A 14,144-nucleotide genomic window follows, 5' to 3' on the forward strand; every position below is an offset into this window, starting at 1 on the left:
CCTGTAGAGAAGATGCCGAAGATCGATGAGATGCTCTGTGAGTTTAATACCTACTACCGCCTTGGCGACGGCAATATGGACCAAACCCATATTGAATTTTTACAGCTCTGCCAGGAGGCTACCGGTGAGAGCGGTGACCAGTTTGCTGCCTCACTAAACAAACTGTTCGAACACACACAGCAGCATTTCAGTGTCGAGGAACAGCGCATGATAGAGACGGCCTTTCCCTCCTATGCCGAGCATCGTGCAGATCATCAACGCACACTCGGTGAACTGGAGCGGTTCGCCCGGCGCGCAACCGCGGGGAAGACAGCGATGGCGCGTATCTGGCTGAATGAAGGACTGCCAGGATGGTTCGACCTCCACGCCAAGACCATGGACAGCGCGCTGGCCGCGCACCTCAAAGGCACCGAAGTAGGACAGCGCTGAGGCTAGCCGTAAAGGGAGCCGCAGCTGGATCAACCAGTTAACGGGCGTGGGCCCCATCCCTACAGAACAGACGAATTCATCTCTCACCCGGCTACAAGTAGCGTATTTATCGTCACCGAAGGCCGGGGGATTAAACCATGTCCATGATTACCGCTACCAACCGTTATATCAGCTTTTGTGGAATCGAATGCGACACACAAGCCAATAGCCTCATGAAGGCGCTAATCGCTAATCTAGACAGCACAAATGGCAATCCCAACATGGCATCTATACTTCACCTCAAGCTTGAAGAGTAGCGCCGTATGAAGCATGACGACAGGTTTTTCATCGGCGCCCAGATCAACACGCTATATGAATACCTGCACTCCTGTGGCGACCAACCCCGCGTGATATGCTGTGAAAATCGAACAGGAGTGCTGCTGCAAAGACATGCAGTAGCGGGTGATACCACGACAGGTTCATCCTCGTTCTCGGTGTGCATGCCCGCGATGACTCTTCAGGTTCCACGTGAAACCAGCCTCGGCTCTCATATACGGCGCCTATTCAGGGAGGGAATTGCAGTTTTGTTCGCAAAACGATAATCGAAGTGCGTTACCCTAAGCGATGTCGCCACATGAAGTGGCATTTAATACTCGTTAGGGAGATTATGGAAATGCACACGATACTCGGTGCTAATGGAGTAGTAGGACAAGAGCTGTCTCGTGCACTAGCTGGAAACCATACCGCTATTCGGCAGGTAAGCCGGAATCCACAGAAGGTCAATCCGACGGACGACACCTTCACTGCCGATCTGTTGGATGCTGAGGCGACAGCCAACGCCGTCGCGGGTAGCGAAGTCGTCTACTTACTCGCCGGTCTGAAATACGACGTATCCGTATGGCAGGCGCAATGGCCACGCGTGATGCGCAATGTTATCGACGCCTGCACCCGTCACGGCGCCCGCCTCGTGTTCCTGGACAATGTGTATGCCTATGGACAGGTCGAAGGCGCAATGACAGAGGAAACGCCTTTCAATCCAATCAGCAAGAAAGGTGAAGTGAGAGCAAAGATCGCCAGCATGCTGCTGGATGAAATAAGCAGTGGCAATCTGCAGGCGATGATTGCACGCTCAGCCGACTTCTATGGTCCCAAGGTCACAAACAGCTTCCCCCACGCGACTGTATTTTCCCGACTTGCGGCAGGCAAAGCCCCCCAGTGGATAGGTGATCCGGATAAGGTGCATACGTTTACCTACGTACCGGATATCGGTTCGGCAATAGCGTTGCTGGGACGAACCCCACAGGCATATGGCCAGACCTGGCACCTGCCAACCAGCAAGGAGCGGCTTTCAGGTGCCGACTTTGTCCGTCTGGCCTGCGAGTTGTCAGGGCAAGCCTGCAAGCTGCAGGTGGCGCCTCGCTGGCTGTTAGGCCTCATGGCTCTGTTCGTGCCGGTGCTGCGCGAAAACCGGGAGATGATGTACCAGTTTGACAATGACTACTGCTTTGACAGCAGCAAGATCGAGTCCGCCTATGGCTTGCAAGCGACTGATTACCGCAAAGGGATCAGTGATGCGCTTCAGGCAATGATGCAGAAAGCTGTGTAGCCTTTTCCAGGCAATTGCCGGCCCACTGTTGCGGGTCCGAATACCTAGGCGATCACAGCGCTTGAAAGACAGGATAGACACCCAACAAAAAAGCAGCCAATCGGCTGCTTTTTTCATCCCCATTTCATCCTAAATGAGACGCCATTTCACATTAATGAGACGGCGTTTCACGCTAAATGAGATCTGACATGACAAGTATCACACGTCGAGGTTGGCCACATTCAGCGCGTTGGCTTCGATGAAGTTACGACGCGGTTCAACCTCATCCCCCATCAGCGTTGTGAACAGCTGATCGGCCGCGATGGCATCGTCAATGGAGACCTGAAGCATACGACGAGCATTCGGGTCCATGGTAGTTTCCCAGAGCTGATCCGGGTTCATCTCACCCAGACCCTTGTAGCGCTGGATGGTGTTGCCACGGCGCGAGAGATCCATCAACCAGCGTATACCGGCGCCCAGATCGCTCAGGCTGAAGCGGCGCTCACCCCGCTGCAGGAAGGCACCATCTTCGAGCAGTGACTGCAGCTCGTTGCCCAACTGCACAATCGACTGGAAATCACGCGACCGGAACAGATCCAGGTCCAGTTGATAATCGGTTTCCACACTGTGGTGAATATGCCGAATACGCGGAAGGTACAGGCTGTGCTCGCGGTCCAGCTCGACCCGGCACTCGTAGCTTTCGGCGCTGCTGGTGGCATGTGCGATCAGTGCCTCATTGAGACTTGCGACCCAGCCCTCAACAGTCTCTTTCGACGCCAACTCCTCGACAGTTATCGTCGGCAGATAGAGCAGTTGATTCAATACCGCTTTCGGATAGAGTTTGCCCAAGCGCTCGATGGTGCGCTCAACCTTACGGTAACGGCTGACCAGATCCTCCAACGCCTCACCGGAAACCGGCGGCGCCTCCTCGCTGATATAGAGCGCAGCGCCGTCCAGAGCCCCCTGCAGCAGGTAGTTCTCCATCGCGTCATCGTCCTTGAGGTACTGCTCCTGCTTACCCCTCTTGACCTTGTATAGCGGCGGCTGGGCGATATAGATATAGCCGCGCTCGATCAGTTCCGGCAGCTGACGGAAGAAGAAGGTCAACAGCAGGGTACGGATGTGCGAACCATCCACGTCCGCATCGGTCATGATGATGATGCGATGGTAGCGCAGCTTCTCGATGTTGTACTCATCGCGACCAATACCACAACCCAGCGCGGTGATCAGCGTGCCTACCTCGGCCGAGGTCAGCATCTTGTCAAAGCGGGCCTTCTCCACGTTGAGGATCTTACCCTTGAGCGGCAGGATCGCCTGGGTGCGACGATCGCGCCCCTGCTTGGCCGAGCCGCCTGCGGAGTCACCCTCCACCAGGTAGAGTTCTGAGAGCGCTGGATCCTTCTCCTGGCAATCCGCCAGCTTGCCGGGCAGACCGGCGATATCCAGCGCACCCTTGCGACGGGTCATCTCACGCGCCTTACGCGCCGCCTCACGGGCACGGGCAGCATCGATCATCTTCTGCACCACCGCCTTGGCGTCCTGCGGGTTCTCCAACAGGTAATCGTTGAGGAACTGCGCCATCATCTGCTCAACAGCGGTTTTCACCTCCGAGGACACCAGTTTGTCCTTGGTCTGCGAGGAGAATTTGGGGTCCGGTACCTTGACCGAAATGATCGCGGTCAGGCCCTCACGGCTGTCGTCACCACTGGTGCTGACCTTGCCGTTCTTGTTCAGTTGCTCGGACTCGATATAACCGTTCAACGAGCGTGTCAGCGCGGCGCGGAAACCGGACAGGTGGGTACCGCCATCACGCTGAGGAATGTTGTTGGCAAAGCAGTGCAGGCTCTCCTGGAAGCTGTCGTTCCACTGCATCGCAACTTCGACACCAACGCCGTTCTCATGCATGGCGTTGAAGTGGAAAATCTTGTTGATCGGCGACTTGTTCTGGTTCAGGAACTCGACGAATGCCGCCAGACCGCCCTCATATTCGAATACCTCCTCGCGACCGCTACGCTCATCCTTGAGTCGGATGCGCACGCCGGAGTTCAGGAACGACAGCTCGCGCAGGCGCTTGGCCAGGATATCGTACTGGAAGTTGATGTTGCTGAAGGTCGCTTCCGAGGGCTTGAACCGGACGATGGTGCCGGTACCTTCGGTTTCGCCGATGACCGCCAGCGGCGCCTGGGGAACACCGTGGTGGTAGACCTGTTCGTGAACCTGGCCGGCGCGGCGGATGGTCAGGCGCAGCTCGCTGGACAGGGCGTTTACCACCGATACACCCACACCGTGCAGACCGCCGGATACCTTGTAGGTGTTGTCGTCGAACTTGCCGCCGGCATGCAGCACGGTCATGATCACCTCGGCGGCGGAGACCCCCTCCTCCTTGTGGATATCGGTGGGGATACCACGGCCGTTATCCGATACGGTCACGCTCTCATCCTGATGGATAATCACGCCGATCTCGGAACAGTGACCGGCGAGCGCCTCGTCGATACCGTTGTCGACCAGCTCGAACACCATATGATGCAAACCACTGCCATCGTCCGTGTCCCCGATATACATGCCGGGGCGCTTACGTACAGCATCCAGCCCTTTCAGTACTTTGATACTGGACGAATCATAGCTCTGGTTTTCACCACTCATCTCATTCTCCTGGTGCAGCAGACTGCGATATTGTTCCCTGATCGACCCTGAACAGTGCCAACGCCGTATCCTCTTTCCAGACACGGCTCAGCAAACCGGGGTCAACACAGGTGATGAAGCACTGGTTGGCGCTCTTTTCCAAAAAACGGCAGAACTGGCGGCAGTGTCGCTCATCCAGCTCCGACGGTAGATCGTCGATCAGGTAGACGCAGGCACGCTGACTCTGACGATGAAACAGCGCACCCTGGGCCAGTTTCAACGCACTCACGACGAGCTTTTTCTGCCCCCGCGACAGCCGTTCGGCCGCGTCCTGCCCCTCTACCCTGAAGCGCAGATCGGCACGCTGGGGTCCACTGCTACTGAACCCCTGGCGCAGATCACGCTCAAAGTTCTCCTCCAACACCTGGGCCAATGAACGCTTGGCATCCCAGCCGGCAGAGAAGCGCAGTTGGACCTGCACACCGGACAACAGTTCGGACAGAATCTCCTCGAACACCGGAATCAACGCTTCGACATAGGCGCTACGCAGCGCGGTCAAAGGCTCGGCAAAGGCGACCAGCTCCGTGTCCCAGAGCGCCCTGACGCGACTGTCGATTTTACCACATTTCAGCAGTGAATTTCGCTGTTTCAGTACACGATGAAATCCACGCCAAAGCCGGATAAAACCGGGATCCGAGTGGAATCCGCCCCAGTCGATAAACTGGCGCCGAACAGAGGGGGATCCCTCCAGCAGAGCAAAGGTGTCGGAGTTGATCACCAGCAGCGGCATCAGGCTGGCAAGTTCGGCGGAGCCGATACTTTCACCGGCGTAACGAACGCGAAGCTCACCCTCGCGCGCCCGGCTCACACCCAGGGGACGAGACTCTCCCCTATTGAACGGATCGATCTGTGAAAACACCAGCAGCTCATCTCGCTCGCTCTGGATCAGCTGACGATATTGCTGGGTGCGGAAGGAGCGACCGAGGCCGAGCAGATGGATAGCCTCAAGCAGACTGGTTTTACCACTGCCGTTCTCTCCATAAAGGAGATTGATACGTGAGGCGGGCTGCAACTCCACGGCGCTCAGATTGCGCACGTTCCGGACCTGCAGTTGAGAGATCAACATAGCGAAATCGATGATGGAAGTAAGTACACACCAACCTTGTTAGTGTGTACTTACATCGTCTATTACATGCGCATTGGCATGACAACGTAGGTTGAATCCGGCTCTTCGAAACCTTCGATCAATGCGCTGGAGTTGGAGTCGAACAGGGTAAAGCGCACCACGTCAGAGTTCAGGATGGAGAGCACATCGAGCAGATAGTTGACGTTAAAACCGATCTCGAGCGTGCCGCCCTCATAATCGACCGCCACCGTCTCTTCCGCTTCCTCCTGCTCTGGGTTGTTCGCCATCACCTGTAGCATACCGTCCGAGAGCGACAGGCGCACACCGCGGTACTTCTCGTTGGAGAGGATGGCGATACGACTGAATACCTGACGCAGCTCGAGACGATCACCCAGCATCGTCTTGTCACCGTTACGCGGGATTACACGCTGATAATCGGGGAACTTGCCGTCGACCAGCTTGGAGGTGAAGGTAAAGTCACCGACGTTGGCGCGGATATGGTTGGCACCGATCACCAGGCTAACCGGATTGTCGCCGCCCTGAAGCAGGCGTGCCAGCTCGAGAATACCCTTGCGCGGCACGATGATCTGGTGCTGGATACCGTCCTCCACTTCGACATCGCTGATCGCGGTGGCCAGACGGTGGCCGTCGGTGGAGACCGCGCGCAGCGTGCCATCGCGCACCTCGAGCAGCATACCGTTCAGGTAGTAGCGCACATCCTGCTGCGCCATGGAGAAGCCGGTCTGCTCGATCAGGTGGCGCAGCGCCGCCTGCGGCAGGGTCAGCTGCATCGCCTGCGGACTGTCCTCCACATTGGGGAACTCACTGGCCGGCAGCGTCGACAGCGAGAAGCGGCTGCGACCGGACTTGATCACCATCTTCTGACCGGAGAGTTCAAGCTCGATCCTGGCGTCGTCGGACAGCGACTTACAAATATCCATCAGTTTGCGCGCCGGGACGGTCACTGATCCGGCTTCAGCTGGCTCATCCAACTCAACCCGTCCGATCAGCTCAACCTCCAGATCCGTACCGGTCAATGAAAGTTGATTACCCTCGGCGACGAGCAGGATGTTGGAGAGCACGGGCAGCGTCTGACGACGTTCCACTACACCGGCTACCAGCTGTAACGGCTTGATCAGGGCTTCACGGGAAATTACGAATCTCATGGCTGTCTACCTTGTCAGGATCCGATCACTACGCCGTCAGATGACGCAGCAGGTTTTTGTAATCTTCGGCGATGTCCGTATCACTCTCTCGCAACTCTTTGATCTTGCGACAGGCATGGAGCACCGTGGTGTGATCTCGGCCACCAAACGCATTGCCGATCTCCGGCAGGCTGTGGTTGGTCAGCTCCTTGGCCAGACTCATCGCCACCTGGCGTGGTCTGGCCACCGAGCGGCTGCGTCGTTTCGACAACAGATCGGCGACCTTGATCTTGTAATAATCCGCAACAACGCGCTGGATGTTGTCAATACTAACCTGTTTATCCTGCAATGCCAGCAGGTCCTTAAGTGACTCTTTTATAAACGGTGTATTGATCGCGTTGCCGGTAAAGTGGGCGTTGGCGATAACCCGCTTCAACGCACCTTCGAGTTCGCGCACGTTGGAGCGAATCTTCTGCGCCAGGAAGAACGCGGAATCGTCCGGCAGGTTCACCTTGGCCTCCTGCGCCTTCTTCATCAGGATCGCCACCCGCGTCTCCAGCTCAGGAGGCTCGATCGCCACCGTCAGTCCCCAACCGAAGCGGGACTTGAGACGCTCCTCGACGCCACTGATCTCCTTCGGGTAGCGGTCCGAGGTCAGAATCATCTGCTGACCGCCCTCAAGCAGCGCGTTGAAGGTGTGGAAAAACTCCTCCTGGGAACGCTCCTTGCCGGCAAAGAACTGGATATCGTCGATCAGCAGCGCATCCACCGAACGGTAGTAGCGCTTGAAGTCGTTGATCGCATTAAGCTGCAGCGCCTTGACCATATCGGCGACGAAGCGCTCAGAGTGCAGGTAGACGATACGTGCGTTGGGGTTGCGTTTGAGCATCTCGGTACCCACCGCATGCATCAAGTGGGTCTTACCGAGGCCGACGCCACCGTAGATGAACAGCGGGTTATACGCACCGCCCGGGTTGTCAGCCACCTGCTGGGCCGCCGCCAGCGCAAGTTGGTTGGACTTACCCTGAACGAACGACTGGAAGGTGAACGAGGGGTTCAGATTGGACTGATGACGAACACTGCCCTCGACCTCGACCCGACGCTCCTGACGTGGACGCATCACCTCGTCACTGGGCAGCATATCGAGCTCGAGCTGCGGCTCGGGGTGGAAGCTGTTGCCCTCGACCGGAGCGGGCGCAAGACCGGCGGATTGGTCCATGTCCTCGGGCTCAGGCTCGGGAACGGGCGAGAACCTTGCCCGCGGCGCCATCTCCGGCACCGTACTGGCCACAACACGCTTGCGAATCGGCGCGGTACGTCGACGAGCGCTGGAGGTTACCTCAGCGGCTCCCATGCCGGCAGCAGCACGACCAGCGATATCCAGGCGAACTTCGGTACTGATATCACCACTGACATCCGCGACCACCTGGCGGATACGGGAGAGGAACTTGTCCGCCACCCAATCACGCACGAAACGATTGGGCGCCAGCAGCACCAGTGCGTTATCAGAGCCATCCGCCCGCAGCGGACGTATCCAGGTATTGAACTGCTGGGCAGGAAACTCCTGCTGCAGGCTCTTCAGGCACTGCTCCCAAAGTTCGACCGACATCCCTTTAACCCCTGATAAAGCACTTTGACTTTGATAATTATCGCGACTGCGCTGGTCATCACCGACCGGACAGCCGTCTTAGTTTGAACTGCCCGCTATTCTACCCATTCAAAGAGCAGTTATACACAGCTGTGGGCAAACTTTTTCAGATTCGATGATTTCAGGCTCTTCGCCTGTACGCCAAGCGCACCAGCCCGGCCTTATCCACCAAAAATCCAACAAACACAAGTTGAAAACAAGCTTTCAATAGCCTTATGAACAGTTTATATATATGTTTTTATTATTCTATTTAAAGTTACAAACAGAATTTAGCAATGCTGCGGCTTCGACTCCTGCACGCCGCGTCCGAGCTACCAGAATCCCATGCTTCAGCCAGGGGACAGACTGCCTCATTTCTTCTATATGCCCCCAAACTCCCTTCCCGTCGCGAAAAGCTGGATAAAAAGTTTGCATCTGGCATAGCGATTAACTAGAATCTCGCGTCTTGATTTTTACCTATACGTGGATCAGCACCTCACGTACAGAACGTTAGTAGGACTGAGGCAATGAAAAGAACATTCCAACCGAGCGTACTTAAGCGCAATCGCACCCACGGTTTCCGTGCTCGCATGGCAACCAAGAATGGCCGTCAGGTTCTGAACCGTCGTCGCGCCAAAGGCCGTAAAAGCCTTACCGTTTAATTCTGCCAGCAGGATTAAACGTCTGCATGGCTGAATTCGAATATCCCCGCCAGTTACGCTTATTAACTGGCGGGGATTTCAAGCGCGTGTTCGATAAGGCCGCGTTCAAGGTATCCGAGCAACCACTGCTCATACTCTCCTCCCCCAATAACCTTGAACATCCCCGCATCGGCTTTGTTATTTCCAAAAAAAACATCCGTCGGGCTGTCAAACGCAACCGCGTTCGGCGTATCATTCGCGAGTCTTTTCGCCTGCATCAGCATCAGCTCCCCAATGTGGATATCGTCGTTCTGGCCCGACGTGGTCTGGATGAGCTCGAAAACCCCGAGCTGCACAAGATGATTGAGCGCTGCTGGTCCAGATTGATCAAAAAAGCCCAAAAAGCTCACAGAAATAGTTGATGGTCCCTTCGCCATGGATGTACAGCGAGTCATACTGATTGCCGCCTTGGCACTCATCTCCTACATGCTGGTACTGCAGTGGAACGAGGACTACGGTCCCGCCCAACAGCAGGCTACAGCCCAGCAACAGGCCCCCAGCGTGTCCGCCTACAGCAATAGCGCCAACGGCGAACTGCCGGCGGCCGGTGTCGCATCGGATGCCGCTGCCGGGGTGCCCACTGCCGATATTCCGCAGGTATCCAACCCGGCCGATCAGGCCCAGGGCGCTGCAGCAGGTAATGCCAACCAGCTGATCAGCGTCAGCACCGATGTACTGCAGGTGCTGATCGATCCGCACGGCGGGGATATCATTCAGGTCGCACTGCCCAAGCAGGAATCGGCGCTCAACTCAGGCGAGCCGTTCGTGCTGCTGGAACAGAATGCCAACCGCACCTATGTCGCCCAGAGTGGTCTGGTTGGACGCGATGGTCCCGATGGCAAGAAAAGCGGCCGCCCGGTGTATCAGGTCAGCGCTACCGATTTCCAGCTCGGCGAGCAGGACAGCCTCAATGTGGATCTGACCCTGGTCCAGACCGATGGCGTCAAGTTGACCAAGCGTTTCACCTTCACTCGCGGTCAGTATCGTATCGGCCTCGACTACATCGTTGACAACCAGAGCCAGGAACCCTGGCAGGGTGTGCTGTTCGGCCAGATCAAGCGCGACAGTAGCGCTGATCCCTCGCAGCAGACCTCAATGGGCATGCAGTCCTACCTGGGCGCGGTGTTCTCCACTGGCGAGAACAACTACCAGAAGGTCAACTTCGACGATATGGATGAGGAGCGCTTCAGCGCCAGCAGCCAGGACGGTTGGGTCGCGATGGTCCAGCACTATTTCGTCAGCGCCTGGATTCCGGCACCCGGTGCCGAGTACAGCTACCAGTCACGCAAGCTGAACGGCAACTACATTGTCGGCTTCCTGTCGCCCTCGTTCGAGGTGGCGCCGGGACAGAACCAGAGTGTCAGCGCCACCTTCTACGCCGGTCCGAAAGACCAGGAGCAGATGGAGGCGACTGCACCCAACCTGAAGCTGACCGTCGACTACGGCATCCTGTGGTGGATCGCCTCACCACTGTACATGTTGCTGAAGTGGATCCACTCGCTGGTCGGCAACTGGGGCCTGGCCATCATCGGCATCACCCTGCTGGTTAAGATTGCGCTGTTCCAGCTCAACGCCAAGGCGTTCAAGTCGATGGCGAAGATGCGCAAGTTTGGGCCCGAGATGCAGCGCCTGAAGGAGCAGTTTGGCGACGACCGCCAGAAGATGTCCCAGGAGATGATGAAGCTGTACCAGAAGGAGAAGATCAATCCGCTGGGCGGCTGTCTGCCGATTTTGGTGCAGATGCCGGTGTTCATCGCCCTGTACTGGGTATTGATGGAGTCGGTCGAACTGCGCCACGCGCCCTTCTTCGGCTACATCCAGGACCTGTCGCAGATGGATCCCTACTTCATCCTGCCGATCCTGATGGGTGTCACCATGTTCATTCAGCAGATGCTGAACCCGACGCCGCCCGATCCGATGCAGGCGAAGATCATGAAGCTGCTGCCGATCATCTTCACCTTCTTCTTCCTCTGGTTCCCGGCAGGTCTGGTACTGTACTGGCTGGTCAACAACGTCCTGTCGATCGCCCAACAGTGGATCATCAACCGCCAGATCGAGGCGGGCGATACCAAGACGGCCTAACGGCCAGATTGATAAAAAGGGCTCCTGCGGGAGCCTTTTTATGTTTAGGATCTATGCGTTCCCGCAAACGCAGGTGTACGCGGCAGAAGACGAGTAAACTCCAGGACCCAGGCTATGCAGATCAATCAAGACACCATTGTTGCGCAAGCAACCCCACCGGGCCGTGGGGGCGTCGGGATTATCCGTGTCTCCGGTCCCCAGGCACTGGCGCTGGCCGAGCGCCTGCTCGGTTTCACTCCCCAGCCCCGACACGCGCATTTCGCCGCATTTCTGAACCAGCAGCGCGAGGAGTTGGACCAGGGGATCGCGATCTACTTCCCCGGCCCCAACTCCTTCACCGGAGAAGATGTGGTGGAGTTCCAGGGTCACGGCGGCCCGATCATCCTGGATCTGCTGCTGCAGGAGCTGATCGCACTGGGCGCACGCCCGGCCCGGCCCGGCGAGTTTTCCGAGCGCGCCTTCCTCAACGATAAACTGGATCTGGCCCAGGCCGAAGCGATCGCGGACCTGATCGACAGCTCATCGGAACAGGCCGCACGTTGCGCCCTGCGTTCACTGCAGGGGGTTTTCTCGCGACGGGTACATGAACTGGTGGAGGCGTTGATCCAGCTGCGCATCTACGTCGAGGCGGCGATCGACTTTCCCGAGGAGGAGATCGATTTCCTCGCCGACGGCAAGGTACAGAGCGATCTCGAGACCATACTCCAGCGCCTGGCCCAGGTCCGCCAGGAGGCGCGCCAGGGCAGTCTGCTGCGCGAGGGGATGAGTGTGGTGATCGCCGGTCGCCCCAACGCCGGCAAGTCGAGCCTGCTCAACGCACTGGCCGGACGCGAAACCGCCATCGTTACCGATATCGAGGGCACCACCCGCGACGTGCTGCGCGAACATATCCATATCGACGGCATGCCGCTGCATATTATCGATACCGCCGGACTGCGCGATGCCCCGGACGAAGTGGAGCGCATCGGCATCGACCGCGCCTGGGCCGAGATCCGTAACGCCGATCGTATTCTGATGATGGTCGACAGCACCCGCTCTGAGACCACCGACCCGCTGAGCCTGTGGCCGGAACTGGGCGAGCATCTCGATGATCTCAGCCACCTGACGCTGATCCGCAACAAGGCGGATCTGAGCGGAGAATCCCCCCGCATCGAACAGGTTGGTGAGCACACACTTATCGCGCTATCGGCCAAGAAAGGCGGCGGTGTCGAGTTGTTACGCGATCACCTGAAGGCGGTAATGGGATTTACCAGTACCACGGAGGGAGGCTTCATGGCACGCCGCCGCCATATCGATGCCCTGGAACGTGCCCGTGAGCTGCTCGAAACCGGTCTGGCGCAGTTGAAATCCGATGGCGCCGGCGAGTTGCTGGCAGAGGATCTGCGTCTGGCGCAGCAGGTGCTGGGCGAGATTACCGGTGAATTTACACCGGACGACCTTCTCGGCAGAATCTTCAGCTCGTTCTGTATCGGAAAGTAGAGACGATGACGCCACTCATCTCCACCTATGCCATTCTCGCGCTGGCAATCCTGCTCGAAGTCGTGGGTACCACCTATCTGCAGAAATCGGAGCAGTTCACCCAGCTGGTACCGACACTGATCATGGCCGGCTGCTACATCGGCGCCTTCTATTTCCTGTCGCTGGTACTGAAACAGATTCCCCTGGGTCTGGCTTATGCGATCTGGAGTGGGCTTGGCATCGTGCTGATCGCCGCCGCGGGCTACGTTCTGTTCCGCCAGACGCTCGACCTGGCCGCCATGATCGGCATCGGATTTATCATCGTCGGGGTGATGATCGTCAATCTGTTTTCCACCTCGATCACCCATTAACCGATAAAACCACCAGGCTCTGTCCCCCTTTTCTTCGCTGTTCAGAGATGACAGGCTTAGGGTATCCGAGAGTAAACCGGGACAGGGATCTTTGACATGGCGCATCAGCACCGCGCGGGTCACCAGCACCATCATCACACCCCCGCCAACACTCAGGGCCGTGCCTTCATCATCGCGATCGCGTTGAACAGTGCCTTCGTGATCACCGAATTTCTGTTCGGTTTTATCGCTAACTCCACCGCACTGATGGCCGATGCCGGTCACAATCTGTCCGATGTGCTTGGTCTGATCCTGGCCTGGAGCGCCCTGTTGCTATCCCGCCGCGCCCCAAGCCAACGCTTTACCTTCGGCCTGCGCAGCAGTTCGATCCTGGCCGCCCTGGGTAATGCCATGCTGCTACTGCTGGCCTGTGGCGCCATCGGCTGGGAAGCGATCGAGCGCTTCTTCGACAGCCCCGCTGTCTCCGGCCTCACCGTGACCCTGGTCGCCGGCATCGGCATCCTGATCAATGGCTACTCCGCCCTGCTGTTCATGCGTGGTCAGAAACAGGACATCAATATCCGCGGTGCCTGGCTGCATATGGCGGCCGATACCGCCGTATCACTGGGCGTGGTTATCAGTGGCATCCTGATTATGTTCACCGGTTGGTACTGGGTGGATCCGCTGATCAGTCTGGTGATCGTACTGGTGATCCTGCTCGGTACGGTGGGGCTGTTGCGCGAGGCGGTACAACTGGCGTTGAATGCCGTGCCGACGCATATCGATCCGCAGGCGGTGATGGATTTCCTGCAGCAGCAACCGGGCGTGCATGAAGTGCGCGATCTGCATATCTGGGGTATGAGTACGACGGAAAGCGCATTGACCGCACACCTGGTGATGCCGGAGGGCTATCCCGGTGACGCGGCAATGGCCGAGATGCGCAGCGGACTGGAGAGAGGCTTTGGGATCGCGCACTCTACGCTGCAGATCGAGCAGGGCAACCAGCACCGCTGCACCCTGCAACCGGATGAGCAGTAAGC

The 14,144-nt window shown here is 57.7% G+C and carries 13 protein-coding genes; 9 read left to right on the plus strand and 4 right to left on the minus strand.

Going from position 1 to position 14,144, the window contains the following annotated elements; genetic code table 11:
- Positions 1-12 precede the first annotated feature (12 nt).
- The 3 genes from IEX40_RS20855 (at position 13) to IEX40_RS20860 (ending at position 2,014) form a co-directional block, all read left to right on the plus strand.
- The gene (locus IEX40_RS20855; RefSeq protein WP_188751968.1) at positions 13-429 is read left to right on the plus strand and encodes a bacteriohemerythrin; all 417 of its coding nucleotides are present in this window, start codon (positions 13-15) and stop codon (positions 427-429) included.
- Positions 430-572: 143 nt separating this feature from the next.
- On the plus strand, positions 573-725 hold the full coding sequence (gene cowN, locus IEX40_RS22290) for a N(2)-fixation sustaining protein CowN (RefSeq protein WP_373286493.1): 153 nt from the start codon (positions 573-575) through the stop codon (positions 723-725).
- Between the two features lie 356 nt (positions 726-1,081).
- Positions 1,082-2,014: an NAD-dependent epimerase/dehydratase family protein gene (locus IEX40_RS20860; RefSeq protein ID WP_229680874.1), complete on the plus strand. Its 933-nt coding sequence runs from the start codon at positions 1,082-1,084 to the stop codon at positions 2,012-2,014.
- Between the two features lie 198 nt (positions 2,015-2,212).
- Here IEX40_RS20860 and gyrB read toward each other — a convergent pair whose 3' ends face one another.
- From gyrB to dnaA, 4 genes are all read right to left on the minus strand, one after another.
- On the minus strand, positions 2,213-4,636 hold the full coding sequence (gene gyrB, locus IEX40_RS20865) for a DNA topoisomerase (ATP-hydrolyzing) subunit B (RefSeq protein WP_188751972.1): 2,424 nt from the start codon (positions 4,634-4,636) through the stop codon (positions 2,213-2,215).
- A 1-nt stretch (position 4,637) separates the two neighbouring features.
- Complete coding sequence (recF, locus tag IEX40_RS20870; RefSeq protein WP_188751974.1) at positions 4,638-5,741, minus strand: DNA replication/repair protein RecF; 1,104 nt, start codon at positions 5,739-5,741, stop codon at positions 4,638-4,640.
- Positions 5,742-5,803: 62 nt separating this feature from the next.
- Entirely contained in the window at positions 5,804-6,907 is a 1,104-nt protein-coding gene (gene dnaN, locus IEX40_RS20875) for a DNA polymerase III subunit beta (RefSeq protein WP_188751976.1), read from the minus strand.
- A gap of 28 nt (positions 6,908-6,935) precedes the next feature.
- Positions 6,936-8,495: a chromosomal replication initiator protein DnaA gene (gene dnaA / locus IEX40_RS20880; protein ID WP_188751978.1), complete on the minus strand. Its 1,560-nt coding sequence runs from the start codon at positions 8,493-8,495 to the stop codon at positions 6,936-6,938.
- Positions 8,496-9,040: 545 nt separating this feature from the next.
- Between dnaA and rpmH the strand changes: the two genes are divergently transcribed.
- From rpmH to IEX40_RS20910, 6 genes are all read left to right on the plus strand, one after another.
- Positions 9,041-9,175 carry a 50S ribosomal protein L34 gene (gene rpmH, locus IEX40_RS20885; protein ID WP_188751980.1) on the plus strand — a complete coding sequence of 45 codons (135 nt, stop codon included), beginning with the start codon at positions 9,041-9,043 and terminating at the stop codon, positions 9,173-9,175.
- A gap of 26 nt (positions 9,176-9,201) precedes the next feature.
- On the plus strand, positions 9,202-9,576 hold the full coding sequence (gene rnpA, locus IEX40_RS20890; RefSeq protein ID WP_188751982.1) for a ribonuclease P protein component: 375 nt from the start codon (positions 9,202-9,204) through the stop codon (positions 9,574-9,576).
- A 13-nt stretch (positions 9,577-9,589) separates the two neighbouring features.
- Positions 9,590-11,296, plus strand: a complete 1,707-nt coding sequence (gene yidC / locus IEX40_RS20895; protein WP_188751984.1) for a membrane protein insertase YidC — start codon at positions 9,590-9,592, stop codon at positions 11,294-11,296.
- Between the two features lie 114 nt (positions 11,297-11,410).
- Positions 11,411-12,775 carry a tRNA uridine-5-carboxymethylaminomethyl(34) synthesis GTPase MnmE gene (mnmE, locus tag IEX40_RS20900; RefSeq protein WP_188751986.1) on the plus strand — a complete coding sequence of 455 codons (1,365 nt, stop codon included), beginning with the start codon at positions 11,411-11,413 and terminating at the stop codon, positions 12,773-12,775.
- A gap of 17 nt (positions 12,776-12,792) precedes the next feature.
- Entirely contained in the window at positions 12,793-13,125 is a 333-nt protein-coding gene (locus IEX40_RS20905; RefSeq protein ID WP_373286494.1) for a DMT family transporter, read from the plus strand.
- A 96-nt stretch (positions 13,126-13,221) separates the two neighbouring features.
- Positions 13,222-14,142: a cation diffusion facilitator family transporter gene (locus IEX40_RS20910; protein WP_188751990.1), complete on the plus strand. Its 921-nt coding sequence runs from the start codon at positions 13,222-13,224 to the stop codon at positions 14,140-14,142.
- The last annotated feature ends 2 nt before the right edge of the window (positions 14,143-14,144 follow it).

The organism is Marinobacterium zhoushanense (assembly GCF_014641945.1).
GTDB classification, from domain to species: Bacteria; Pseudomonadota; Gammaproteobacteria; order Pseudomonadales; family Balneatricaceae; genus Marinobacterium_D; species Marinobacterium_D zhoushanense.

Bases quoted from the DNA above. Each gene is read 5' to 3' on its own strand.
- IEX40_RS20855 (WP_188751968.1), top strand. From the start codon at position 13: ATGCCGAAGATCGATGAGATGCTCTGTGAGTTTAATACCTACTACCGC.
- cowN (WP_373286493.1), top strand. From the start codon at position 573: ATGATTACCGCTACCAACCGTTATATCAGCTTTTGTGGAATCGAATGC.
- IEX40_RS20860 (WP_229680874.1), top strand. From the start codon at position 1,082: ATGCACACGATACTCGGTGCTAATGGAGTAGTAGGACAAGAGCTGTCT.
- gyrB (WP_188751972.1), bottom strand. From the start codon at position 4,636: ATGAGTGGTGAAAACCAGAGCTATGATTCGTCCAGTATCAAAGTACTG.
- recF (WP_188751974.1), bottom strand. From the start codon at position 5,741: ATGTTGATCTCTCAACTGCAGGTCCGGAACGTGCGCAATCTGAGCGCC.
- dnaN (WP_188751976.1), bottom strand. From the start codon at position 6,907: ATGAGATTCGTAATTTCCCGTGAAGCCCTGATCAAGCCGTTACAGCTG.
- dnaA (WP_188751978.1), bottom strand. From the start codon at position 8,495: ATGTCGGTCGAACTTTGGGAGCAGTGCCTGAAGAGCCTGCAGCAGGAG.
- rpmH (WP_188751980.1), top strand. From the start codon at position 9,041: ATGAAAAGAACATTCCAACCGAGCGTACTTAAGCGCAATCGCACCCAC.
- rnpA (WP_188751982.1), top strand. From the start codon at position 9,202: ATGGCTGAATTCGAATATCCCCGCCAGTTACGCTTATTAACTGGCGGG.
- yidC (WP_188751984.1), top strand. From the start codon at position 9,590: ATGGATGTACAGCGAGTCATACTGATTGCCGCCTTGGCACTCATCTCC.
- mnmE (WP_188751986.1), top strand. From the start codon at position 11,411: ATGCAGATCAATCAAGACACCATTGTTGCGCAAGCAACCCCACCGGGC.
- IEX40_RS20910 (WP_188751990.1), top strand. From the start codon at position 13,222: ATGGCGCATCAGCACCGCGCGGGTCACCAGCACCATCATCACACCCCC.